The 23,086-nt window shown below is 71.4% G+C and carries 19 protein-coding genes and 1 pseudogene; 9 read left to right on the forward strand and 11 right to left on the reverse strand.

Annotated features, from left to right (window positions below; genetic code table 11):
• Positions 1–89: 89 nt before the first annotated feature.
• Both ABEB00_RS21900 and ABEB00_RS21905 read left to right on the forward strand, forming a co-directional pair.
• Complete coding sequence (locus tag ABEB00_RS21900; protein ID WP_345621689.1) at positions 90–2,684, forward strand: bifunctional FO biosynthesis protein CofGH; 2,595 nt, start codon at positions 90–92, stop codon at positions 2,682–2,684.
• An 80-nt stretch (positions 2,685–2,764) separates the two neighbouring features.
• A complete protein-coding gene (locus ABEB00_RS21905; RefSeq protein ID WP_345621690.1) occupies positions 2,765–3,325 on the forward strand; it encodes a hypothetical protein in 561 nt (186 codons plus the stop codon).
• 25 nt (positions 3,326–3,350) lie between these two features.
• Here the strand turns inward: ABEB00_RS21905 and ABEB00_RS21910 are convergent, their stop codons facing one another.
• Both ABEB00_RS21910 and ABEB00_RS21915 read right to left on the reverse strand, forming a co-directional pair.
• A complete protein-coding gene (locus ABEB00_RS21910) occupies positions 3,351–4,442 on the reverse strand; it encodes a tyrosine-protein phosphatase (RefSeq protein WP_345621691.1) in 1,092 nt (363 codons plus the stop codon).
• Positions 4,443–4,450: 8 nt separating this feature from the next.
• The gene (locus ABEB00_RS21915; protein WP_345621692.1) at positions 4,451–5,242 is read right to left on the reverse strand and encodes a Scr1 family TA system antitoxin-like transcriptional regulator; all 792 of its coding nucleotides are present in this window, start codon (positions 5,240–5,242) and stop codon (positions 4,451–4,453) included.
• Here ABEB00_RS21915 and ABEB00_RS21920 point away from each other — a divergent pair.
• Both ABEB00_RS21920 and ABEB00_RS21925 read left to right on the forward strand, forming a co-directional pair.
• A pseudogene (locus ABEB00_RS21920) lies at positions 5,195–5,919 on the forward strand (helix-turn-helix domain-containing protein). The gene ABEB00_RS21915 and the pseudogene ABEB00_RS21920 overlap by 48 nt on opposite strands.
• A gap of 162 nt (positions 5,920–6,081) precedes the next feature.
• The gene (locus ABEB00_RS21925; RefSeq protein ID WP_345621693.1) at positions 6,082–7,197 is read left to right on the forward strand and encodes an ADP-ribosylglycohydrolase family protein; all 1,116 of its coding nucleotides are present in this window, start codon (positions 6,082–6,084) and stop codon (positions 7,195–7,197) included.
• A gap of 49 nt (positions 7,198–7,246) precedes the next feature.
• Here ABEB00_RS21925 and ABEB00_RS21930 read toward each other — a convergent pair whose 3' ends face one another.
• From ABEB00_RS21930 to ABEB00_RS21940, 3 genes are all read right to left on the reverse strand, one after another.
• Positions 7,247–8,824 (reverse strand): sodium:solute symporter family protein, encoded by a 1,578-nt coding sequence (locus ABEB00_RS21930; RefSeq protein WP_345621696.1) that lies wholly within the window; start codon positions 8,822–8,824, stop codon positions 7,247–7,249.
• 245 nt (positions 8,825–9,069) lie between these two features.
• Positions 9,070–10,977, reverse strand: a complete 1,908-nt coding sequence (locus tag ABEB00_RS21935; protein ID WP_345621697.1) for an MFS transporter — start codon at positions 10,975–10,977, stop codon at positions 9,070–9,072.
• A gap of 182 nt (positions 10,978–11,159) precedes the next feature.
• Complete coding sequence (locus tag ABEB00_RS21940; RefSeq protein WP_345621698.1) at positions 11,160–13,643, reverse strand: D-alanyl-D-alanine carboxypeptidase; 2,484 nt, start codon at positions 13,641–13,643, stop codon at positions 11,160–11,162.
• A 237-nt stretch (positions 13,644–13,880) separates the two neighbouring features.
• Here ABEB00_RS21940 and ABEB00_RS21945 point away from each other — a divergent pair, with 237 nt between their 5' ends.
• The 3 genes from ABEB00_RS21945 to ABEB00_RS21955 all read left to right on the forward strand — a co-directional run bounded on the left by ABEB00_RS21945 (position 13,881) and on the right by ABEB00_RS21955 (position 16,209).
• On the forward strand, positions 13,881–14,633 hold the full coding sequence (locus ABEB00_RS21945) for a GOLPH3/VPS74 family protein (protein WP_345621699.1): 753 nt from the start codon (positions 13,881–13,883) through the stop codon (positions 14,631–14,633).
• Between the two features lie 360 nt (positions 14,634–14,993).
• Positions 14,994–15,851, forward strand: coding sequence for a helix-turn-helix domain-containing protein (locus ABEB00_RS21950; RefSeq protein ID WP_345621700.1), 858 nt, complete (start codon positions 14,994–14,996; stop codon positions 15,849–15,851).
• Positions 15,852–16,017: 166 nt separating this feature from the next.
• The gene (locus ABEB00_RS21955; RefSeq protein ID WP_345621701.1) at positions 16,018–16,209 is read left to right on the forward strand and encodes a DUF397 domain-containing protein; all 192 of its coding nucleotides are present in this window, start codon (positions 16,018–16,020) and stop codon (positions 16,207–16,209) included.
• A 144-nt stretch (positions 16,210–16,353) separates the two neighbouring features.
• Here ABEB00_RS21955 and ABEB00_RS21960 read toward each other — a convergent pair whose 3' ends face one another.
• Positions 16,354–16,887, reverse strand: a complete 534-nt coding sequence (locus ABEB00_RS21960; RefSeq protein WP_345621702.1) for a glutathione peroxidase — start codon at positions 16,885–16,887, stop codon at positions 16,354–16,356.
• Between the two features lie 119 nt (positions 16,888–17,006).
• Here ABEB00_RS21960 and ABEB00_RS21965 point away from each other — a divergent pair, with 119 nt between their 5' ends.
• Entirely contained in the window at positions 17,007–17,285 is a 279-nt protein-coding gene (locus ABEB00_RS21965) for a hypothetical protein (RefSeq protein ID WP_345621703.1), read from the forward strand.
• 22 nt (positions 17,286–17,307) lie between these two features.
• On the opposite strand, the gene ABEB00_RS21970 is transcribed toward ABEB00_RS21965, so the two are convergent.
• The 3 genes from ABEB00_RS21970 to ABEB00_RS21980 all read right to left on the reverse strand — a co-directional run bounded on the left by ABEB00_RS21970 (position 17,308) and on the right by ABEB00_RS21980 (position 19,277).
• Entirely contained in the window at positions 17,308–18,024 is a 717-nt protein-coding gene (locus tag ABEB00_RS21970) for a GAF and ANTAR domain-containing protein (RefSeq protein WP_345621705.1), read from the reverse strand.
• A 119-nt stretch (positions 18,025–18,143) separates the two neighbouring features.
• Positions 18,144–18,869, reverse strand: a complete 726-nt coding sequence (locus ABEB00_RS21975) for an ANTAR domain-containing protein (protein WP_345621706.1) — start codon at positions 18,867–18,869, stop codon at positions 18,144–18,146.
• Between the two features lie 39 nt (positions 18,870–18,908).
• Complete coding sequence (locus ABEB00_RS21980; protein ID WP_345621707.1) at positions 18,909–19,277, reverse strand: STAS domain-containing protein; 369 nt, start codon at positions 19,275–19,277, stop codon at positions 18,909–18,911.
• Positions 19,278–20,160: 883 nt separating this feature from the next.
• Here ABEB00_RS21980 and ABEB00_RS21985 point away from each other — a divergent pair.
• Positions 20,161–20,499 (forward strand): helix-turn-helix domain-containing protein, encoded by a 339-nt coding sequence (locus ABEB00_RS21985; RefSeq protein WP_345621708.1) that lies wholly within the window; start codon positions 20,161–20,163, stop codon positions 20,497–20,499.
• Between the two features lie 150 nt (positions 20,500–20,649).
• Here the strand turns inward: ABEB00_RS21985 and ABEB00_RS21990 are convergent, their stop codons facing one another.
• Positions 20,650–22,125 (reverse strand): DEAD/DEAH box helicase, encoded by a 1,476-nt coding sequence (locus ABEB00_RS21990; RefSeq protein WP_345621709.1) that lies wholly within the window; start codon positions 22,123–22,125, stop codon positions 20,650–20,652.
• Between the two features lie 332 nt (positions 22,126–22,457).
• Positions 22,458–22,661, reverse strand: a complete 204-nt coding sequence (locus ABEB00_RS21995) for a cold-shock protein (protein ID WP_073934532.1) — start codon at positions 22,659–22,661, stop codon at positions 22,458–22,460.
• Between the last annotated feature and the right edge of the window lie 425 nt (positions 22,662–23,086).

Here is a 23,086-nt window from a genome sequence, read left to right on the forward strand (position 1 = left end):
CCGGCCCGCACCCGCCCGCCCCGCACCACGAGCCCCCCACGCCCCCGGCGCCCCCCGGAACCCGCGCAACCCAACCGTATGCTCGAAGGATGACGATTGACGCGCCCGCCGGAACCGGCCCCGCCGGCCCCACCGAGAACTCCCTGCGTCGCGCCCTCAAACGGGCCAGGGACGGCGTCGCCCTCGACGTCACCGAGGCGGCCGTGCTGCTCCAGGCGCGGGGCGCGCACCTGGAGGACCTGGCCGCCTCCGCCGCCCGGGTCCGGGACGCGGGTCTGCAGGCGGCCGGCCGGCCGGGGGTCATCACCTACTCCAAGAGCGTCTTCATCCCGCTGACCCGGCTCTGCCGGGACAAGTGCCACTACTGCACCTTCGTCACCGTCCCCGGCAGGCTGCGCCGCGAGGGCCACGGCATGTTCATGTCCCCGGACGAGGTCCTCGACATCGCCCGCAAGGGTGCCGCCCTCGGCTGCAAGGAAGCCCTGATCACCCTCGGCGACAAGCCCGAGGAGCGCTGGCCCGAGGCGCGCGAGTGGCTCGACGCGCACGGTTACGACGACACGATCGCCTACGTCCGCGCGATCTCCGTCCGCATCCTGGAGGAGACCGGCCTCCTGCCGCACCTCAACCCGGGGGTGCTGTCGTGGACGGACTTCCAGCGCCTGAAGCCGGTGGCCCCGTCGATGGGCATGATGCTGGAGACGACCGCGACCCGCCTGTGGTCCGAGCCGGGCGGCCCGCACCACGGCTCCCCGGACAAGGAACCGGCCGTCCGGCTGCGCGTCCTGGAGGACGCCGGCCGCTCCTCGGTCCCCTTCACCTCCGGCATCCTGCTCGGCATCGGGGAGACGTACGAGGAGCGCGCCGAGTCGCTGTTCGCGCTGCGCAAGGTCGCCCGCGCCTACCACGGCGTCCAGGAACTGATCATCCAGAACTTCCGCGCCAAGCCGGACACCGCGATGCGCGGCATGCCCGACGCCGAACTGGACGACCTGGTCGCCGCGGTCGCCGTCGCCCGGATCGTCATGGGCCCGTCCGCCTGTCTCCAGGCCCCGCCCAACCTGGTCGACGCCGAGTACGAGCGGCTGATCGGCGCCGGCATCGACGACTGGGGCGGGGTCTCCCCGCTCACCATCGACCACGTCAACCCCGAGCGCCCCTGGCCGCGGATCGAGGAACTGGCCGAGCGGTCCCGCGCGGCCGGATTCGCGCTGCGGGAACGTCTCTGCGTCTACCCCGAGTTCGTCCGGCGCGGCGAACCCTGGCTGGACCCGCGCCTGCTCCCGCACGTCCGCGCCCTCGCCGACCCGGCCACCGGCCTCGCCGTCCCCGACGCGGTGGTCGAGGGCCGGCCGTGGCAGGAGCCGGAGGAGGTCTTCGAGGCGTCCGGCCGCACCGACCTGCACCGCACCATCGACACCGACGGCCGCACCGCCGACCGCCGCGACGACTTCGACGAGGTCTACGGCGACTGGGACGCCCTGCGCGAGGCGGCGGCCCCCGGCATGGTCCCGCAGCGCATCGACACCGACGTACGGCAGGCGCTGGCGACCGCCGCCGACGATCCCACGAAGCTGACCGACGACGAGGCGCTCGCCCTCCTGCACGCGGACGGCCCGGCCCTCGACGCCCTGGCCCGCGTCGCGGACGACGTGCGCGCGGCGGCCGTCGGCGACGACGTCACGTACATCGTCACCCGGAACATCAACTTCACCAACGTCTGCTACACCGGCTGCCGCTTCTGCGCCTTCGCGCAGCGCCGCACCGACGCCGACGCCTACACCCTCTCCCTGGACCAGGTCGCCGACCGCGCCCAGCAGGCGTGGGAGGTCGGCGCGGTCGAGGTCTGCATGCAGGGCGGCATCCACCCGGACCTGCCCGGGACGGCGTACTTCGACATCGCGAAGGCGGTCAAGGAGCGCGTCCCCGGCATGCACGTGCACGCCTTCTCGCCGATGGAGGTCGTCAACGGCGCGACCCGCACGGGCATGTCGATCCGCGAGTGGCTGAGCGCGGCGAAGGAAGCGGGCCTGGACTCCGTCCCCGGCACCGCCGCCGAGATCCTCGACGACGAGGTCCGCTGGATCCTCACCAAGGGCAAGCTGCCCGCGGCGACCTGGATCGAGGTCATCGAGACCGCCCACGAACTGGGCATCCGCTCCTCCTCCACGATGATGTACGGCCACGTCGACCAGCCCCGCCACTGGCTCGGCCACCTGCGCACGCTGGCCGGCATCCAGCAGCGCACGGGCGGCTTCACGGAGTTCGTCACGCTGCCCTTCATCCACACCAACGCGCCCGTCTACCTGGCCGGCATCGCCCGCCCCGGCCCGACGATGCGCGACAACCGCGCGGTGACGGCGATGGCCCGCCTCCTGCTGCACCCCTGGATTCCGAACATCCAGACAAGCTGGGTGAAACTGGGTACCGAGGGTGCGGCGGAGATGCTCCGCTCCGGCGCCAACGACCTCGGCGGCACCCTCATGGAGGAGACGATCTCCCGCATGGCGGGCTCGTCCTACGGCTCGTACAAGTCGGTCAAGGACCTGATCGCGGTCGCGGACGCGGCCGGCCGCCCCGCCAGGCCCCGCACCACCCTGTACGGCGAGGTCCCGGAGGAACGGCGTCGGGCGGCGGCGGCGTCGGACGGCCACCTGCCGGAGCTGCTACCGGTACTGGACTGAAGACGCCGTCGCGGACCGGGAACCGGGACGCTGGCAGTACGATGATCGGAGGTCTTTCGTAGCTGAGGAGATGCGTGCCCGTGCCTGCCCGACTTCCTTCGTGGGCCTGGGTCAGCGGTCTGACCGCGGGCGCGACAGCGGCGGTGACCGTGCTGGCCATGCAGGCCGACCAGGGTCCGAAGCCCACCGCCGCGGCGGTCTCGCCGACCCCCTCGGCCTCGGCGACCGCGTCCCCCAGCCCCTCGACGCCCCCACCCGCCCGGGTGCCGGACGGTTCCGGCACCGGACGGCGGATCGTGTACTCCCTCGGCCAGAAGCGGGTCTGGCTGGTCGACGCCAGCGACGCCGGCCGGCGCACCTTCACGGTGTGGCCGGGCACGGCGAGCCCGGACCCCGGCAGCTACACGATCGGCAGCCGCACCGAGGCCACGACCGGCTCGGACGGCGTCGAGGTCGAGAACATCGTCTACTTCGCCCTCGCGGACGGCGTCAACGTCGGCTTCTCCAACGCCGTCGACGGCTCCTCGCCCCCGCCGCCCGCCGCGGGTGCGACGACCGGCGGTATCCGGCTGCACAAGGCGGACGGCGCGGCCGTGTGGAAGTTCGCGACGGCGGGCACGCAGGTCACCGTGATCGAGTAGCGCTCACGGCCGGCCCGGCAGAGCCTCAGCCGACGAGGAGTTCGGCCTTCAGGTGGCGCAGTTCCTTGGCGTCCAGGCCGAGCGCCTTCTTCGTGTACGTGCCGAAGGAGCCGTACGCGTCCGCCACCTCGGCGAAGCCGGAGTTCAGGTACTCCGCGCGCACGTCCAGCATCGGCTTGTAGACCGCGGCCTGCGCGGCCGGCATCGCGGCCAGGGCGGCGGCGTTGGCCTCGGCGCGGTAGTCGTTGGAGGCGAGGTAGTCCTTCATGACCGTCGCGCGCGGCACGCCGAGGGCGGTGAGCAGGGTGGCGCTCGCCCAGCCGGTACGGTCCTTGCCGGCCGTGCAGTGGTACACCGAGCCGTCGGCGTCGTCCGCGATGCCGTTGAACACCTTGGTGTAGGCGGCCTTGCCGGTGTCGCTGCTGACCATCGACTTCTCGCCGTCGATCATCATCTGCACGGCGCCCTCGGCGGTCGTCGGCATCGACCAGCCGCCGCCGCCCGCGTCACCGCTGACGTTCGCCGAGACGTAGGCGACCCCGCGGGGCAGCCGGTCCGGCGCGGCGGTCCGCTCGGAGGTCATGCGCAGGTCGTAGTCGACCTCGATGCCCAGCCGCCTCAGCTTCGCCAGGTCGGCGTCGGTGAGCTTGTCCCAGGCGTCCGAGCGGTAGACGACGCCCATCTTGACCCACTGGCCGGCCGCGGTGCGGTAGCCGCCGGCGTCCCGGAAGTTGACCGTGCCGTCGAGCTGGATCAGCCGGTCGGCCAGGCGCAGCTCGCCGCCGCGCTCGGGCACCAGGTCGAACCACTGGCGGTCGGCGGCGCGCAGTCCCCTGACGGTGACCGAGCCGGCCGACCCACCGGTGGCGACGGTACGCCCGCCCGCCCGGACGGCGACCTTGCGCACGCCGGGCGCCTTCCAGGTGACCTTGTACGAACCGTCGTCCTGCGCCGTCACCTCGGCGGCGGTGAACGGTATCGCCCGCGCGGACTGCCCGCCGCCGGTGTGGTGCGAGGGCGCGGCGGAGGCGATCGGGGCGGTGACCCCGGTGAGCAGCGCGGCGGCCGAGAGGGCGCACACCGCACTGACACGCGTCTTGTTCTTCATGTTCTTCATGGCCGAAATCATTCGGTGCCCTGACGGGCGGGACACCAACGGATCATGAACTGTGCCGGTCGACCGGGCGAAGCGACTGTGCGGGTGAACGCGGCCCACGAGGTGTCCGTGACGGTGAGGTGGGGCCGGGCGGTGTGAGTCGCACCAGCACTTTTCTCGATGTCATTGATGAGGCGGCTGTGCAACTGCCCTTCCGAGTGGCCGACGATCTTGCCGTCCCGCAAGCGCGGTAGCCGCATGGAACCGGCCGTACCCGCGTGACCATCCCGGTCGGTCGGCATCACCTGGACCTCTACGTACGGCAACATGCCCTCCTGCGCCGGGTGTTCGAGCTGTCTCCGCAGTGTCATTCTGTCCCCGAGCGGGCCGCGGAGAGTCACCTCTTCCTGGACAAAGGTGAGGAGCGGCCGGGGCGTCCGGCCGAAGACGGACTTCCGGGCATTCGGGCGGCCACGTACCGGTCGATCGCCACCTTCGTCGCCGACAGTTCGCCGCCCGCCCCGAGGGGCCTTGTCCGTGCCGACCGCGTCCCAGTTGTCCGCGACCCGGCGAGGCGCGCACCTCGCCCGACTGCTCGCGGAACGCCAGTTGGACGACTGGGGGCGCCGCGTACGCGGACCGTACCTGACTGGCGCGACAGGGTGTTCGTAGTGCAGCGTCTGCGACGACAACCGGCAGACACGAATCGGCCCCCGCCGGGACTGCCATCCCACTGCGAGGGCCTGATCATCAAGGAAGAGAACAGCTTCCCCATGACTACGTTGAACCCTAGCGCCCCCGAGCCCCGTCCGTCCGGTCATTTCACCGGAGGCGTCGAGCACGTCAACGTGCCGCACACCGAGAACTTCACCGTGGTCGGCAACCACCTCGCCCAGCACCGGGACCTGTCGCTGACGGCGATCGGCCTGGCGCTCCACATCCAGTCGCTGCCCGCCGGCACACCGATCGGCATCAAGGCACTGGCCAAGAAGTTCCCCGAGGGCGAGATCCGGATCGCGGCGGCGCTGCGCGAGCTGGAGGAGCACGGGTACCTCAGGCGCACCAAGGAGCGTCTTCGATCGGGTCGAGTCATGACCCGGACCCAGAACCGGAGAAGCCGCGGCCCGACCACCCGAAGGCGGCCCGCCTGCTCATCCGCCTCGGCGTCGACGAGCCGCGCCTGCTGCTCACGGCCCGGGACGTACGCCGCCTCACCCCGGCGGTACAGGTATGGCTGGAACGAGGCGTCCCCGCCACGACGCTGGAACGCGTCCTGACGAACGGCCTGCCCGCGGACCCGATCCGCCACCCGGCCGCCTTCCTCCACCACCGCCTCACCGAAGACCTCCCCCCGAGCCTCCCGCCCCCACCACCCGCGGCACCCCCCGTCCACCGCCCGTACCCCCTCCACACCTGCGACGGCTGCGACCGCGCGTTCCGCGCCCCGACCCCGGGCCGCTGCCGCGACTGCCGCCCCACCACCCCACGGGCGGCGTAGCCGTGCCGAGCGGCGCGGAGGACGAGCCGCTGATCCCGATGCCCGTACCGATCCCACCGGCGATCGTGAACACACCCTCACACTCTCCGCCCTGAACTGACCGTCCCCGTTCGATTACAGTGCCGTAGGTCGTACGTACGGACGGGGACCCGGGAGGACTGGGTGGGCGGGACTTCCGGTGCCCTCTGGGGCCGAGCCGAGCAGCAGGACTTCCGGAGCCGGGTGCGCGGGACGCTGCTCGGGGCCGCGGTCGGGGACGCGCTCGGCGCCCCCGTGGACGGGCTCGGGCTGGCGGAGATCCGGGCGGCGCACGGACCGGACGGCGTGGCCGATCTGGCCGCCGCCCACGGCAGGCGCGGTGCCGTCACTCACCTCACCCAGCTCACCCTGTTCTCCGTGGACGGGCTGATCCGGGCCCAGGTGCGCCGCGACACCGGCGCCTGGCACCCGCCGACCGACCTGCACCGCGCCTACCGCCGCTGGCTGGCGACCCAGCGTGACTGGGGTCCCGACGAGCGCCGCAAGGACGACGGCTGGCTGGCCCGCGAGGAGTGGCTGTACGCCCGGCGCGACGCGCCCCGCGTGCTGCTGCTCGGGCTGGGGGACGAGTCGATGGGGACGCCGGACGCCCCGAAGAACCCCGGCGCCCGCGGGCCCGAGGCCGCCGCCCGCTCCGCGCCGTTCGGGCTGCTGGTCGGCTGGGAACCGCAGCTCGTCGTACAGCTCGCCATGGAGTGCGCGACGCAGACCCACGGCCACCCGGCCGGCTGCCTCGCGGCGGGCGCGTACGCCGTGATCGTGCACGCGCTGGCCCGCGGCGACAGCCTCGACGGCGGCGTGCAGAAGGCGCTGGCGCTGCTCGCCGCCCGGCCCGGACACGACCCGGTCTCCGACGCGTTGCAGCACGCCCTGGGCGCGGTGCGGCAGGGGCTGCCCACGCCCGCGCGGGTGGCCGAGCTGATCGGCGCGGGCACGGCGGAGGCGCTGGTGGCGGCCTCCGTCTACTGCGCCCTGGTCGGCGAGGACGTACGGCAGGGGCTGCGGCTCGCGGTCAACCACGACGGGGCCTCGGCCGCCATGGGAGCCCTCACCGGCGGACTGCTCGGCGCCCTGCACGGCGAAACGGCCCTCCCGCCGGCCTGGCTGGCCGAACTGGAGGGCCGTCCCACGATCCTGGAGCTGGCCGACGACTTCGCGATGGAGATGACCCAGGGTCCCGCCCTGCACGGGCCGGCCGGTTCCTCCCCGGGCTGGCTGGCGCGCTACCCGAGGGCGTGACCCCGGCGCTGCCCGCGGGCGTGAACCTGAACCCCGAGCCGGAGGCCGGTCAGTCCTTCACCGGTGACCGGTTGCCCAGCGCGTCGCCCGCCCCGCCGGCCGGCGCCGGAACGGCCGCCGCCGCGGAGTCGTCGCCGTCGGTGTTGACCCGTTCGATGATCGCGAGCCGCTCCGGTGTGTCCTCCGGCTTCAGGAAGCCGATCAGGATGTAGAGGATGAGGGAGACCGCGAGCGGGATCGACACCTGGTACTGGAGCGGTACGCCGCCCTCGACGGCCCAGTTGATCGGGTAGTTGACCAGCCAGAAGGCCAGCAGGCCCAGCCCCCAACTGGTGAGCGCCGCCGTCGGGCCCGAGCGGCGGAAGGGCCGCAGCAGGCCGAGCATCATCGGGATGGCGATCGGACCCATGAGACCGGCCACCCACTTGATCACGACGGTGATGATGTCCTTGAAGGCGGGCGAGTTGACCTGGGTGGCCACCGCCATGGACAGGCCGAGGAAGACGACCGTCGTCACCCGGGCCGCCACCAGTCCGGACCGGTCGCCCCACCCTCGCGCCCGCGAGGACAGCACCGGCGCCACGTCCCGCGTGAACACCGCCGCGATCGCGTTGGCGTCGGAGGAGCACATGGCCATCGTGTGCGAGAAGAAGCCGACGATGACCAGGCCCAACAGGCCGTGCGGCAGGAGCTGTTCGGTCATCAGGGCGTAGGAGTCGGAGCCGTCCGGCTTCTGCGACTCGACCAGCAGCGGCGACATCCACATCGGGAAGAACAGCACCAGCGGCCAGACCAGCCACAGCACCGCCGACAGCCGCGCGGAGCGCTCCGCCTCGCGGGCGTTGCGCGTCGCCATGTAGCGCTGCGCCTGGTTGAGCATGCCGCCGTTGTACTCGAACAGCTTGATGAAGAGGAACGCGAGCAGGAACACCGTGCCGTACGGCCCCACCAGCGGCTTCCCGTGGCCCTGGAGGGCCGGCTCGTCCCAGACGCCGAAGAAGCCGCCGTGGTCGCCCAGCTCCGCGACCACCGCGATGAACATCGCCACGCCGGCCAGCAACTGGATGATGAACTGGCCCAGTTCGGTCAGCGCGTCCGCCCAGAGGCCGCCGATCGTGCAGTAGATGCCGGTGATCACGCCGGTGATGAGGATGCCCTCGTTGAGGGAGATCCCGGTGAACACCGACAGCAGGGTGGCGATGGCCGCCCACTTCGCGCCGACGTCCACGATCTTCAGCAGCATGCCGGACCAGGCCAGCGCCTGCTGGGTGGGCAGGTTGTACCGGTTCTTCAGGTACTCCAGCGGAGAGGCGACGTGCAGCCGTGAGCGCAGCCGGTTGATGCGGGGCGCGAACAGCTTCGACCCGATGGCGATGCCGAGCGCGATGGGGAAGGACCAGGTCACGAAGGACGTGACGCCGTACGTGTAGGCGATGCCCGCGTAGCCGGTGAACATCACCGCGCTGTAGCCCGACATGTGGTGCGAGATACCGGAGAGCCACCATGGCATCTTGCCGCCGGCCGTGAAGAAGTCGCTGACGCTCTCCACGCGCTTGTGCGACCAGACGCCGATGGCGACCATCACCGCGAAGTAGCCGATGAGCACGGCCCAGTCGAGACTGTTCATGTGCGTGCCCCCCTTCCAGGGTCCGCCTTGTGAACTCCGCTCATCCTGTTGGCACTTCGCCTGAGCGGGGTAGGGGCGAGGAAGGCCGCGAAGTGCCCGCTCATCGTGGGTGGGGCGACGCGGGCACGACAAGGAAGCGGAAGGTCAAGAGGAAGTAAAGATGTTCGCCTCGATGACCTGAGTTCACGGACATGAACAGTTGGTGAGGTGCCGGGCGGTGCCCCGGCGGGGTGCCGATCGGCGGCTCAGCGCCACTCCTCCGGGCACGGGGTGCCGCGCGGAAGCTGGTAGGGCGCCGCCAGCCGGTAGGTGCCCTTCTCCGGCGCGAGCAGCACCGTCCACTTGTCGCCGTCGGCGTCCTCCTCGGTCTCCATCAGGCAGCCGTCGACGTTCTCGTACGTCTTCTCCTCGCCGTCCGCCGCGTTCTTCGACGCCTCCGTCTCCTGCGGCGCCCGCAGGCTCCTGCCCTCGGCGTCGACGATGCTCAGCCACGGCGAGTACGGGATGCGGACCAGGATCCGGCCCGCCTCCTTCACCTGGATCGTCCACTCGCCCTGCTCGGCCCGCTGCACCTCGGCGTGCGGCCCGGCCAACGGCGCCGGATCGCTCACCCGGAAGAGCTGCCAGTTGGCGTCGCCCCAGATCTGCTTCAGATACGGCAGCCCCCGCTGGACCAGTTCCCGCTCCCGCTCGCCGCCGTCACCGTCCGGGTCGTCCTTCGGCACCACCACGAAGTGCACCGCCCACCGCTCCAGCCACTCGTGGTAATTGGCCGAGTTGAGCGTGTCGTCGTAGAAGAGGGGATTGCGCTCCATGTCGGCCTGGCGGTTCCAGCCGCGCGCGAGGTTCACGTACGGGGCGAGCGCGGACGCCTCGCGGTGCGAGCGGGCCGGCACGACCTCCACCCGGCCGCGCTCCGCGCCGACCTCCTGCAACTCGTTGACCAGCGGTGCCAGCTCCCGCGCCCAGGAGGCGGCCGGCGTGGTGTGCACGACGTCGTCGACCGACTTGTAGCCGATCCACACGGTGAACCCGACCACGCAGAAGACCAGCGCGTACCACCTGCGCGTCCGCGGGACGGTGAACGGCAGCGCGGCCACCAGCGCCACCCCGGCGAAGAGCATCGACAGCCGGGTGACGTTGGAGCCGATCTGCGAGCTGATCAGCCAGACCAGCAGCACGGAGAGCCCGTACACCGCGGCGGTGATCCGCACCGTCGTCCAGGTGCGCGGCACGAACCAGAAGACGAGCACCGCGTACAGCAGCGGCAGGCTCGCCGAACCGAAGGACATCGGCTGGGTTCCGGAGAACGGGAACAGCCACGCCGACAGCGCCACCACCACGGCCGGCGCGATGCCCAGCGCCCAGGCGCCCGGCCGCCGCTTCTGCAGGAACAGCGCCACCGCCACCAGGCCCACGAAGAGACCCGCCACCGGCGAGGCCATCGTCGCCAGCGCGGCCAGCGGCGCCGCGCACAGCGCCTTCGCCCACCGCTTGTACCGCCACCGGTACGGCCAGCAGAACACCACGGCCACCGCGCCCAGCCCGAACAGCGTGCCGAGGCCGAACGTCACCCGGCCCGACGCCGCGTTGCACAGCAGCGCGTAGACACCCGCCAGCGCCGCCCACAGCGGGTTGCGGACCGCCCGGCCGCGGATCAGGACCATGGTCAGCAGCCCGGCGGAGACGGTCCCCGCGATCATCATCGTGGTCCGCACCCCGAGCACCGACATCAGGTACGGCGACACCACGCTGTACGACACCGGGTGCATCCCGCCGTACCAGGCGAGGTTGTACGCGGAGTCCGGGTGCCGTCCGACGAACTCGGCCCACGCGTCCTGGGCCGCCAGATCCCCGCCGCTGTTCGCGAACGTGAAGAACCAGACGACGTGCAGCACACCGGAGACGGCGGTGACGAAGAGGGCGGGGTGGCGCAGGAGGAGCGCGCGGACCTTCTGGAGGGGTCCGGTGGGCCCGGATTCGGCCCGAGGCCGAGGCCGAGGATCGGGATCGGGCTCGGGATCGGGCTCGGGTTCGGGTTCAGGAGTGCGGTCGTGCGGTCCGTCCGGGGCGGTCCTGGACGCCGGTATTCGAGGGCCGTGCTCCGGCCCGGGATCGGCGTCGTCGGCGTGTGTCGGCTCCGCAGTGGCCACCTGAAGGCACTCCCCGTGTCCCGTCTTCAACTCTCGGCCGTGCCCGGTTCCCGCGCGGTTCACGCCCGCGTCCGCGCCATCGGTCGGCTTGCCCGTTTCGTGACGCTAGCACGCACCCCGCCGCCGGGCTCCCGGGTGGGGGCCCGCCGACGGGGTGCGCGAGGACGCCGTACCGCCCGGTGTCAGCCGAGACGGGTCAGCTTGTCCGTGAAGCCGGGTTCCACGAGATCCCGCTGGAGGGCGACGGGGACCTTGACGGCACCGCTGGTGCCGCCGTCACCCACGGTGAGCGCGCCCACCTTGGTGCCGGCCTTCGCGGTGTGCGGCACCTCGTCCGCCGTGAACGTCAGCTTCACGGTCAGTCCCGCCCAGCCCACCGCCTTCACGTTCTGCGTCGCGACGACCGGCGTACGGCCGCCGAGACCGTCGTCCACGTACCCGACGACATCGCCCTTCTTCAGGATCGTCGCGGACTTCAGCGCGTCCTGCGCGGCCCGGACCAGCTTGTCGCCGGCCGAGAGCGCGCCCTGGAGGATCGTGTTGTCCGAGCCGCCGGCCGGCTGGCGCACCACGGCCCCCACGATGGTCCGCGTCTCGCCGTCGACCTCCTTCTTCGCCGCGAAGACGAGGTTGCCGAGGGCGGAGGTGGTGGTGCCGGTCTTGATGCCGACGACGTCGTTGTAGCCGACGAGCTGGTTCCAGTTGTTGTGCTTGGCGCCCTTGTAGTCGACGTACGACATCATCGCGGCGACCTCGCGGAACGCCGGCTGCTTCATCGCCGCCTTGGCCAGCTTCACCTGGTCCACGGCCGTGGAGACGGTCGTGTTGTTCAGCCCCGAGGGGTCGGTGTACGTCGTGTCGGCCATGCCGAGGTCCTTCGCGGCGTCGTTCATCTTCGCCACGAACGCCTTCTCCGACCCCGCGTCCCAGCGGGCGAGGAGTCGCGCCACGTTGTTCGCGGACGCGATCAGAACGCCCTCCAGGGCCTCGCGCTGCGTGATCGAGTCGCCCTTGAAGACCTCGACGGTCGACTCGTCGCCCGCGTCCGACTGGTCCTCGGCGGTCTGGTCGATATTGATCTTCGGACCCTCGGCGCCGCTCTTCAGCGGGTGGTCCTTGAGGATCAGGTACGTCGTCATGACCTTGGCGACGCTGGCGATCGGCACGGGCCGCTGCTCACCGGAGGAGCCGAACGAACCGATGCCCTGCACGTCCAGGGCGGCCTGCCCCTCGGCCGGCCACGCGATGCCGGCCTTGGCGCCGTCGAAGGTGAAGCTCTCCTCGGCGGTGAGGTCGAGGGTGGGCGCGGGCAGCGGACGCACGGTCTGTACGACGCCGAGGACGACGAGCATCAGCAGGACCAACGGCGTCCAGATCTTGACCCGCCGTACGGCCGTGCGCAGCGCGGTCTCCGGCGGCGGCGGGGTGTTGGTCAGCTCCGCGAGCAGATCCAGCGGCGGCTTGGGCGGCAGCGGCTGCTGCGAGGTGCGCTCGGGGTGGGCCGGCGCCGCCGCCGACGCGGGCAGCGCGGCGGTGTCGTCGGCGGCCGGCGGCGCCTTGCGTGTCGCCGGCTCGTCCAGCGGCTTGAGCGCGACGAATTTGCTGGTGCGCTCGGCGGGGGCTTCGCCCTTGACGTCTTTGACGTCTTCGGTTTCTTCGCCGGCCTCGTCTGCTGCGTCTGCTTCGTCGGCCGTGCCGGTCTTCTCGGCTTTCGCGGGGACGTCGCCCAGCTTGAGCATGGTCGTCGGCTGGTCGACCGGGGGCGCGGCGGGCCGCGGCGCCTTGAAGACGGCGGTGGGCTGATCGGTGGGGGTGGCGCCGGTGGTGATGTCGGTGTCGGAGGTGGCGTCGTCGGCGGGTTCGTCGGTGGGGGGCGCGTCCTCGGGCTCGGCGGTCGTGGCGGGCTTGGCGGTCTTGGCGGGAACGTCGGGGCCGGGCTCGGATGCGGACTCGGGCTCGGCTTCGGGCTCGGGCTCGGCTTCGGCTTCGGGCTTCGCGTCGGGCTTCGGCTCGGCGTCGGTCGTGGCGGCGGCGCCGGACTCGGACCCGGCCTCGGCCTCGGCCTCGACGTCGGGCTTCACGTCGGCCTCGGCGTCGGCCTCGGAGTCACCGTTGGGCTCGACATCGTCGGCGGCACTCCCGGCGGCGGCCTCGGAGTCAGCGCCCTCGCCCTCGCCGTCGCCCTCCGCGCCGTCCCCGTTCCCGCCGGAGGCCACCACGTCCTTCTCCGTGCCCCCCTGGGCATCCCGGCCCTCCCGGGCCTCCTGGGCGCCTGTCACGGCCTTCCCGGGCTTCTGGGGGCTCTTGGCGCCCCCGGCGTCCCCCTCGGCGCCCACGTCCCCGTCGGCGGGCCCCGGCCGCACCCACGCGGCCACGGCCTCCTGGAGCCGGCCGTCCCTCGGCGTACCGGAGCCGTCCCCGTCCCCGGCCGCCGCCGGCTCCGTACCCCCGTCGGAGACAGCCCGCACGCGGGTCGCGGTGTCGACGGCGGCGCCGCCCGACGCGGAGCGCCGCACCTCGGGCCCGGACTCCCGCGCGACCGCCAGTCGCGGATCACGCGCCCCGTCCGGCTCCGTCCGCGCCTCGGGAACCGGGCCGGCGCTCCCCGACGTCCGTTCTGTCGACGACTCGCGCTGCTTCGACCTGTCGGGGGACTCGCCCGCCACCGATGCCTCCTCCTCGCGCCGCACGTCCTGCGTACGCGTACCGAACCGTGGACCGACGCCCGGGACACCGCTCCGTAGCGTTGTCCGAACCATGTACCAGTGTCCTGTGTACGCGCCGGCCCCACGCGGTAGACGAGAACGACATACCTGCCGGTTCCCTCACGAAGCGGTCACGCACCCTCGACAGACCAATGTGAGAGGGGTCACCCTGTCTGTCATCCACGCGGGGAGGCATGGATGGGCAGGAGCCGCAGAACACTTCCGGAGGAGCTTCTGCTGCTGGCGTTGGACCCGACGACGGGTACCACCGCACAGCCGCAGTCGCTCGACCTGGGTCTGGCCGGAGCACAGCTCGTGGAGCTGGCGCTGGCCGGACGGATAGCCCCAGACGGGGATCGTATCGCCGTGGTGGCACCACGGCCGACTGGAGATCCGACCTTGGACTGCGCGTTGGAGTTGCTGCGAAGGCGCGGCGCCCCCGTACGCGCGGTGAACTGGATCGGCGGACCCCGGCTGGGGCTCCGTCAGACCTACCTCTCGCATCTGGAGCGGTGCGGCATGGTGCATGCCGTGGCCGGCCAGATGTGCGGGGTGTTGCCGACGACTCGCTACCAGGCGACGGACACGGCGATCAGCCGGGAGATCAGGTCCCGGCTGGACTCCGCGATCCGCACCGGCGTACCGCCGGACCCGCGGACCGCGGCGCTCGCCGCACTGGCGCACGCGGTCGGTCTCGGCAAGCACCTCTACCCGGGGAACGAGGGGCGGTCCTCCCGCTCCCGGCTCCGGGACCTGATCAGGCACGACCCCATGGGCGGACTCGTGGCGCACGCCGTGATGGACGTCCAGAACGGCGCGGGGGCGCAGCCGCGCCGCAGTCCCGCCCCACCCGGCGGCCCGGCCGTCGGCGGCAGGGCCGCGCCGGAACCCGCCCGTGGCGTCCACGTGCAACCGCACCACGGTCCCATGGCGCGCGCCGTGGCCCACTGACCCACGGCGACACCCACCGCACCACCAGCACCACCCGCAGCACTCGTAGCACCCTCGCAGCGCCCGTACGACCCGCATGACCGCACCGAGCCGCCGCACCGACAGTCCCCAAGACCCGGTACGGGAGCCGCCGGACGCGCGGGGCGACAGAACCGGACGTCCGGACGACGACCCGGTCCCGCCGCCCCGCGCGTCCGCATGCCACCCGCGCGGCCGCGTCCGGGTGCCGATCTCGAACTGGCGTGTACGCGGCGCGTATCGACCATTTGCCAGCGGTAGAAACCACCTTGGTGGCAGTCTGCTCAACAGCAGATACGCAAAGTGGCCAGGATGAGTCACGCAGCCGGAGGTGCACGTTCCGTGGCGTCGAGTGTCAATCCCACTGTCAGGCGGCGTCGGCTGGGCCAGGAGCTGCGCCGGCTCCGCGAGCTCAAAGGCATGACGGCCGAGGAGGTGGCGGAGCGGCTGCTGGTCTCGCAGTCGAAGATCAGCCGTTTGGAGAACGGCCGGCGCTCCATCAGCCAGCGTGACGTCCGCGACCTGTGCGGGGTCTACGAGGTGGAGGACCAGCGGATCGTCGATTCGCTGATGCAGATGGCCAAGGACTCCCGGCAGCAGGGCTGGTGGCACGCGTTCGGGGACATCCCGTACAGCGTCTACATCGGCCTGGAGACCGACGCGGAGTCGCTGCGGACCTACGAACCCCAGATCATCACCGGCCTGTTGCAGACGCGGGGGTACGCGGAGGCCCTCATCCCGGGCGCGCTGCCGGAGACGTCCGTCGCCGACATCGAGAAACGTGTGCAGGTGCGGATACGGCGACAGGAGCGGATCGCCGCCGAGACCAACCCGCTGCGGCTGTGGGTGGTCCTGGACGAGGCCGCGCTGCGCCGCCTCGTCGGCAGCAGGCAGGTGATGCGGGAGCAGTTGGAGCACGTCGCCGAGATGTCGCAGTTGCCGCACATCACCGTGCAGGTGCTGCCGTTCGACGTCGGGGCGCACCCGGGCATCAACGGCCAGTACTCGATCCTGGAGTTCGCCGACGCCGGCGATTCCAGCGTGGTGTACATCGAGGGCGTGACCAGCGACCTGTACCTGGAGAAGGCACACGATGTGCAGAAGTACACGGTGATGTACGAGCACCTGCGGGCGCAGGCGCTGAACGTGGAGCAGTCGCGGCAGCTCATCGAGGACGTGGCCAAGGAGTACGCCCGCTGATCGGGGCGCGGGATAATAGCCCTTACGGACATTGACCGGAAGGCGCAATTGGAATATGCCATCCGGTCGGGTGAATGGCTGCTCCGAATGAGGAAGGCAGCGAGTAGCGTCGATCACGCCAACGATCACAAGACTTTGGCGCGATCAACTTGCTACCGGAGTGAACATGGCAATTCTTCAGGGCGCTACGGACGGATGGACGAAGTCCTCGTATTCCGGGGGGAACGGCGCGTGCGTCGAGGTCAAGTCCCCGGCCACGACGGCATTGCTCGTCCGTGACTCCAAGGTCCGTCAGGGCCCCGAGCTGGCCTTCCCCACCGGCGCGTGGGCGGCCTTCGTGACCTCGGTCAAGTCGTAACCGCCACCACCACCGAGACCCGACACCACCACCGACACCCGACACCACGCACCGCACAGGCACCACCCGCCGGGCCCTCTCGACCAGATCGCCGTCCTAGCCGAGAGGGCCCGGCTGGTGCCCGGGCAATACCCGTACTCAGGCTCAGGCCAACTGCTCCTCGACCGCCGTCACGACCTCGGCCGCGTCCGGCTCGGTCCGCGGTCCGAACCGGGCCACGACCTCCCCGTCCCGCCCGATCAGGAACTTCTCGAAGTTCCACCGGATGTCCCCGCTGTGCCCCTCGGCGTCGGCGAACCCGGTCAGCCGCGCGTACAGCGGATGCCGGCCCTCCCCGTTCACCTCCACCTTCTCGGTCATCGGGAAGGTCACGCCGTACGTCGCCGAGCAGAACTCGGCGATCTCGTCCGCGCCGCCCGGCTCCTGCCCCATGAACTGGTTGCACGGCACACCGAGCACGGTGAAGCCCCGCTCCGCGTACCGCTCGTGCAGCTTCTCCAGCCCCGCGTACTGCGGGGTCAGCCCGCACTTGGACGCGACGTTCACCACGAGCACGACCTGCCCCGCATACCGCGAAAGCTCCGCCGAACCGCCCCGCAGGGCGCCGATCTCCACACCGAGGGGAGACGCGCCGCCGTCACCGACGCCATTACCGATGCTGTTGCTGTCAGATGCCATGCCCGGATGCTAAGGGCTGGGCGTGACCTGGCACGGTATCCGCAGCCGCCGGACAGGGCTACGCTGGCGGTGAGCCCCAGCCCCTGGCATCGATGCTGTGTTCTGCCGGGAGGCTCTCCGTGATCGTGCTGCTCATCGTCCTCGCCGTGGTCTTCCTCGGCCTTGGCTTCCTCGAACCGCTCTGGTGGCTGGCCGCGGCCGCGATGCTCTACGGCGTCACCCGCCACCGTCGCACCCACGGGGGCTTCATCGGCCGCGGCGGCCGTTCCGACGCCGCGGGGTACCGGGACTACCAGCAGCGCCGGGATCGCACGGAACGCTGGGACCGCCGCTACAGCCGTAACCACCGGGCGCGCCGGCGGCGCGAGGACCGTCGGGACCACGGCGGCCGGAAGTGACCGCTCCGGCCGCCCGGCGGGGTCAGGACCCCAGTCCGGCGAGCGGCTCGGAGTCGTCGATGAAGGCGCGGGCCACCTCGGACAGACGCCGGTTGTGGGAGCGGGCGTAACCGCGCAGCGCGCTGAACGCCCGCTCCATGTCGATGCCTTCGCGCTCCGCGAGCTTCCCCTTGGCCTGTTCGATCAGTACCCGGCTGTTCAGCGCCGTCTGCAACTGCTCGTTCAGCACCGTGCTGCGCCGGGCGCCGCGCTGTTGCAGCAGGCTGATGGTGGCGACGTCGGCCAGGGCCTGGGCGACGGGCGTGAGCGCCGGGTCGAATCCGCCGGGAGCGGTGCAGAAGAGGTTCAGCGCGCCGACCACCTCGTCCCGCAGCCGCATGGGCAGCGCCTGGACCGACTCGAACCCCGCCCGCCGGGCCGCCACCGCGAAGCGCGGCCAGCGTTCGGTCACCGTCCCGAGGTCGTGCACGATCACCGGCACGCCGGTGCGGAAGCATTCCAGGCAGGGGCCCTCGTCGTTCTGGAGCTGGAAGAGCTCCAGCAGGCGCACCTGTTCGTCGGAGGCGGCCATCACGCGGAGTCGGCCGTCCAGGTCGGCGAGGAGCACTCCGGTGGCGCTCGCGTCGAGCATGCCGACGCAGCGGTCGGTGAGCAGCCGCAGGAAGTCGATGAGGTCGAAGTCGGCGACCAGGTTGTCGGCCAGCTCGACGAAGGTCTTGGCCAGGAACTGCTGATCCATCACGGCACCCTCGGTTGAGATGAGACTAGTCCCGTGCCGAACGGCCGGGAAGTACGGCGCACATATCGGCGGAGAGCCGGCGCGGGGCCGGACGCGGGGCGGGACGCGCGGCCGGGGCGTCAGGTCTCCTCGTCCGGTGGGAGCCGGAGCCGATGGGCCACCACGTCGGCGGCGGTCTCCGCGAGCCGGCGGCCGTGCGCGTAGGCGTACGCACGCAGGCGGACGAAGGCTTCGTCGATGCCGACGTCGAGCTGGACCGTCAGAATGCCGGTGGCCTGGTCGATCTCCGCCCGGTAAGCGCCCAGGTCCTCGCCGGAGTCGCCGGGCGGCCCGCCCGCCTCGCCGATGCGCGCGTCGAGCAGCACCAGCGTCGCGAGGTCGGCGAAGGCCAGGGCGTCCGCCAGTTCCTCCGCGTCCAACCGGACCGGGACCTGGGCGTACAGATCCAGTACCCCCGGGCTGATCGCCCCGATCCGCAGCGGGAGCGAGAAGACCGCGCGCGCCCCGGCCTCCAGTGCCGCCTCGGCGAACACCATCCAGCGGTCCTGCAGCTCGCGGGCGCGCAGATCGGCGGTCAGGACGACGCAGCCCCGCGCGTGGGCGTCCACGCAGGGCCCCTCGCCCAGGGTGAGCTGGAGCTCCTCCAGCCGCTCGCTGACGTCGTCGGTGCTGCACAGCGGGTGGCTCACCGCGGTCCGGGACATCACCGACAGCCCGGCCCCGCCGACCGGCAGCGCGGCCACGGCGGCGGTGCACACGTCCGTCACCCCGACCCGGCCGCCGTGCCGGGACGCCTGTTCGGCCACCAGCATCCGCACCCGCTCCGACCGGCTGTCAGATCGCATCCGGGCCACCGCTCCCCGGGCGCCGCTCCGGACCGGCCTTCACCGCACCTCGCCCGAGTAGGCGGGGGCCGACGGAGCCGGTCGACCGGACGGAGGACCGAGGAGCAGGGGTCCGCACCCGGTGATGTCGAGCATCCGGACCAGGCCCGTCGGCGGATGGTGCAGTCGCAGGGCGCCACCGGCCACGGTGGCGCGCCGGGCGGCGTGGAGGAACGCGTCGAGTCCGCTGACGTCGCAGAAGGCGACCGCGGCGAGATCGACGTCGAGGGTGCGGATGCCGTCCCGCAGGCACCGTTCCAGGGACGTGCGCAGCGACGACACGGAGTCGAGGTCGATCTCACCGACGAGGGTGATCAGCGCCCGTGACCCGCGGTCGTGGCGGTGGACGGAGAGCTGTGGCAGGAGCATGACGCCTCAGATCGGAAGACCGTCCGGCAGCGAGAGCGAAGACGCCTGGGTGCTGGCTTCCCGGACCGCGCTGGCGGCAGGTGCGTGATTGCGGCAGAGGCAGGGCGACGAGTGGTCCTACGGCTACGGCCTGCGCGGCGGCAGGACGTGGGCTTCCTCGCCCGTTTCCTCCAGGGACGCGCCGGGTGACGGACGGATCTCCGTACTCCGGCGCCTCTTGCGTTCAACAACAACAGCGTGCCGCCGGGGTCTTGGACGTCTGTACAGCAGCCTAGCCCTCCTGTCGCTCCCCGCACCGCCCGGAACCGACCGATCCCAGGATGCGGACGGAGACGGGCGGCAACCTCTCACCCGCACGGGATGGAATCTGTCGTGGCCGTTGTAGACATGTGCGCGCGACGAGGCTAGTGTGTGTGGTGTAGCCAGGAAGTCAGCGAGGCGCGGCAGACACGAACTGCCCGCATGCAGGACAGAGAAGGGCACGGCGGTGGAGTGGCGGGGCCGGAAGCGTTTTTTCGGGGTCCCCTCGCTGGCCGCCGGGTCGGGTGGCGGTAAGAAGGCCACCGGCAGTACGCAGTGATCGCAGTAACCGCAGCATCCGCAGTACACACGAGGTCGGCAAGGAAGAAGAGAGAAGGAGGAGGACGCCATCAGGATCGCCCGGGCGAGAACGGTCTGTCCGGGTACCGCAGGCACCGGAACGGAAGGTGGTCCCACGGTCACGCATCCGCGATCCCCGCACTCTCCGCCCCCCGTCGGGGGCCGGTGCGGAAACATAAGGCCGGCGTAGCAGTAAGCCGGCGATGGTGTTACAAATCCCTCGGGGCCTTGGTGCCGTACGGCACCAAGGCCCCTCGACGCGTTACCCCCAGCAGAGGTGCAGATGACCGCAGAATCACCGCTCGACCGCATCGACGACGACGACTACCCCGCCTACACCATGGGGCGAGCGGCGGAGATGCTCGGCACGACGCCCGCCTTCCTGCGGGCCCTGGGCGAATCCCGGCTGATCACGCCGCTGCGCTCCGAGGGCGGTCACCGCCGCTACTCCCGCTACCAGCTCCGGGTCGCCGCCCGCGCCAGGGAAATGGTGGACCAGGGCACCTCCATCGAGGCGGCCTGCCGCATCATCATCCTGGAAGACCAACTCGAAGAGGCCCTGCGCATCAACGAGGAACTGCGACGCGGTGATGTCGGAGCCGGACACAAGGCGGACGCCTGACCCGTACCAGTGACCCGTACGTGACTCGTCACCTTCTGACCCGTACCTGCTGACCCGTACCGCGTAGTGGGCTGCGGCCCGGTGGGGCCGCAGCAGGAGCTGAGCCGGTGGGGCCGGGCGTCGCCGCCCGGCCCCACCGGCCGTTTCCTGCTAGGCCGCCGCGTCGGTCACGGATGCCGTCACCCGTGCGGGGGCGCGCCGGGACGTGCCGGCGGGGCGGCGCCGGCCGCGCGAGGTGGCGCCGCGCTGGGACCGCTCGACCGGCGGTGCGGTGATGACGACCGGGATGCCGGAGGGGGCCTGGGCACCGGTGATGCGCTGCAGGTCCGCTCCGCCGGCGCGGACCTGGGTGGTCTGCGGGACGATGCCGGCGGTGGCCATGAGGCGGGCCACGGAGCGGCGCTGGCCGGGGGTGACCAGGGTCACGACGCTGCCCGACTCGCCGGCGCGGGCCGTGCGGCCGCCGCGGTGGAGGTAGTCCTTGTGGTCGGTCGGCGGGTCGACGTTGACGACCAGGTCCAGGCTGTCGACGTGGATGCCGCGAGCGGCGACGTTGGTCGCCACCAACACGCTGACGTGCCCGGTCTTGAACTGCGTCAGCGTGCGGGTGCGCTGCGGCTGCGACTTGCCCCCGTGCAGGGCGGCGGCCCGTACCCCGCTGCTCAGCAGGTGCTCGGTGAGGCGGTCGACGGCGTGCTTGGTGTCCAGGAACATGATCACGCGGCCCTCGCGGGCGGCGATCTCGGTGGTGGCCGCGTCCTTGTCGGCACCGTGGACGTGGAGCACGTGGTGCTCCATCGTGGTGACCGCGCCGGCCGACGGATCGACGGAGTGTACGACCGGGTCGCTCAGGTAGCGGCGTACCAGCAGATCGACGTTGCGGTCGAGGGTGGCGGAGAACAGCATGCGCTGCCCGTCCGGGCGCACCTGGTCGAGCAGGGCGGTGACCTGCGGCATGAAGCCCATGTCGGCCATCTGGTCCGCCTCGTCGAGGACGGTGACGGCGACCTGGTCGAGGCGGCAGGCGCCGCGCGCGATGAGGTCCTTGAGGCGTCCGGGGGTGGCGACGACGATCTCGGCGCCGCCGCGCAGCGCGCCGGCCTGCTTACCGATCGACATCCCGCCGACGACCGTGGCCAGCCGCAGCTTCACGGCGCGGGCGTACGGCGTCAGCGCGTCGGTGACCTGCTGCGCCAGCTCGCGCGTCGGTACGAGGATCAGGCCGAGCGGCTGCCGGGGCTCGGCGCGCTGTCCGGCCGTACGGGCCAGCAGGGCCAGTCCGAAGGCGAGGGTCTTGCCGGAACCGGTGCGCCCGCGGCCGAGGACGTCACGGCCGGCGAGGGAGTTCGGCAGGGTCGCGGCCTGGATCGGGAAGGGCACGCTCACGCCCTCCCAGCCGAGCGCGGCCAGCAGCTCCGCGGGCATGTCGAGATCGGCGAAGGCCGCCGCGGCGGGCAGTGCGGGGGTGCGGGTCTCGGGGAGAGCGAACTCACCCTGCGCCGCGGCGGGCCGACGGCCCTGACCACTGCCGCGGGACGGTCCGCCGGAGCGGCTGGAGGCCGCCGAGCCGAACCGGCCGCCGTTCCTTCGGGGGGCGGAGTGGTCGTTCGAGCGTGTGCGGTTCATGCGGGAGCCTTCCTCGATGCGGCGCATATCAAGGAATTTCCGCAGCAATGAGCGGCACGGAGAATTGCAAGACTGGGCCGAATGGGACGCGAAACGAATCGCGTACTGAAAATCGTGTGGGGCGGAGCACGTATGACGAATCATGTACGACGAGATACGTGTGGTGAATCACGTAGAGAGAACCGGTCGAGAGGGGATGCGTGAGACGACGCGTCCGCACCTCTCGGAACCTCGGTGTCACCTGTGATTGGCGTGTCCACTACGGGACAGGCGAACGGCTGGGGCCCGCACCCCGAAGGATGCGGGCCCCAGCCGAGAACTGTGCGCCGATGTCAGGCGAGAACGATGTTCTCGGCCGTCGGGCCCTTCTGGCCCTGCGCGATGTCGAAGGACACCTTCTGGCCCTCGAGCAGCTCACGGAAGCCCTGGGCAGAGATGTTCGAGTAGTGGGCGAAGACGTCAGCGCCGCCACCGTCCTGCTCGATGAAGCCGAAACCCTTTTCGGCGTTGAACCACTTCACGGTGCCAGTAGCCATGTCTTGATCTCCTTCGGGAGCAGTGAATCGGCGCCCGCACCGTGCGGACACCGTGTCGCCGCGATGATTACCCCGTCCGGAAAAAGACCGGCACAAAAAAGCACTTCCAGTGGCCGAGAGGCCGTCTGGGCAGAACTTGGAATTTGGGAACCACGACTGCAACTGAGATCGACAGTAGCACGTTGCGCCGGTCCATGTGGGTTCCGCAATTCCACTTGGTTCCGCGCTGCAAGGAAACTGCCCGCCAGTTCCGTAAAACCCTGTTCTCGCGGATACAGATATAACCCCGACCCGCGGTAGGAGTTTTTTGCCGGTGTGGGGCGGCGACCTCGGCCGCCGCCCCACGGGTGCGGTGTTCCGGTTGGGGAGGGGAGTCAGCTCGCGGTGCAGGAGACCGTGGGCCAGGTGGTGTTGCCGTTGTGCTG

The organism is Streptomyces ziwulingensis (assembly GCF_039542605.1).
Lineage (GTDB): Bacteria > Actinomycetota > Actinomycetes > Streptomycetales > Streptomycetaceae > Streptomyces > Streptomyces ziwulingensis.

Bases quoted from the DNA above. Each gene is read 5' to 3' on its own strand.
- ABEB00_RS21900 (WP_345621689.1), top strand. From the start codon at position 90: ATGACGATTGACGCGCCCGCCGGAACCGGCCCCGCCGGCCCCACCGAG.
- ABEB00_RS21910 (WP_345621691.1), bottom strand. From the start codon at position 4,442: ATGAAGAACATGAAGAACAAGACGCGTGTCAGTGCGGTGTGCGCCCTC.
- ABEB00_RS21915 (WP_345621692.1), bottom strand. From the start codon at position 5,242: ATGACCGGACGGACGGGGCTCGGGGGCGCTAGGGTTCAACGTAGTCAT.
- ABEB00_RS21930 (WP_345621696.1), bottom strand. From the start codon at position 8,824: ATGAACAGTCTCGACTGGGCCGTGCTCATCGGCTACTTCGCGGTGATG.
- ABEB00_RS21945 (WP_345621699.1), top strand. From the start codon at position 13,881: ATGGGCAGGAGCCGCAGAACACTTCCGGAGGAGCTTCTGCTGCTGGCG.
- ABEB00_RS21955 (WP_345621701.1), top strand. From the start codon at position 16,018: ATGGCAATTCTTCAGGGCGCTACGGACGGATGGACGAAGTCCTCGTAT.
- ABEB00_RS21960 (WP_345621702.1), bottom strand. From the start codon at position 16,887: ATGGCATCTGACAGCAACAGCATCGGTAATGGCGTCGGTGACGGCGGC.
- ABEB00_RS21970 (WP_345621705.1), bottom strand. From the start codon at position 18,024: ATGGATCAGCAGTTCCTGGCCAAGACCTTCGTCGAGCTGGCCGACAAC.
- ABEB00_RS21975 (WP_345621706.1), bottom strand. From the start codon at position 18,869: ATGCGATCTGACAGCCGGTCGGAGCGGGTGCGGATGCTGGTGGCCGAA.
- ABEB00_RS21980 (WP_345621707.1), bottom strand. From the start codon at position 19,277: ATGCTCCTGCCACAGCTCTCCGTCCACCGCCACGACCGCGGGTCACGG.
- ABEB00_RS21985 (WP_345621708.1), top strand. From the start codon at position 20,161: ATGACCGCAGAATCACCGCTCGACCGCATCGACGACGACGACTACCCC.
- ABEB00_RS21990 (WP_345621709.1), bottom strand. From the start codon at position 22,125: ATGAACCGCACACGCTCGAACGACCACTCCGCCCCCCGAAGGAACGGC.
- ABEB00_RS21995 (WP_073934532.1), bottom strand. From the start codon at position 22,661: ATGGCTACTGGCACCGTGAAGTGGTTCAACGCCGAAAAGGGTTTCGGC.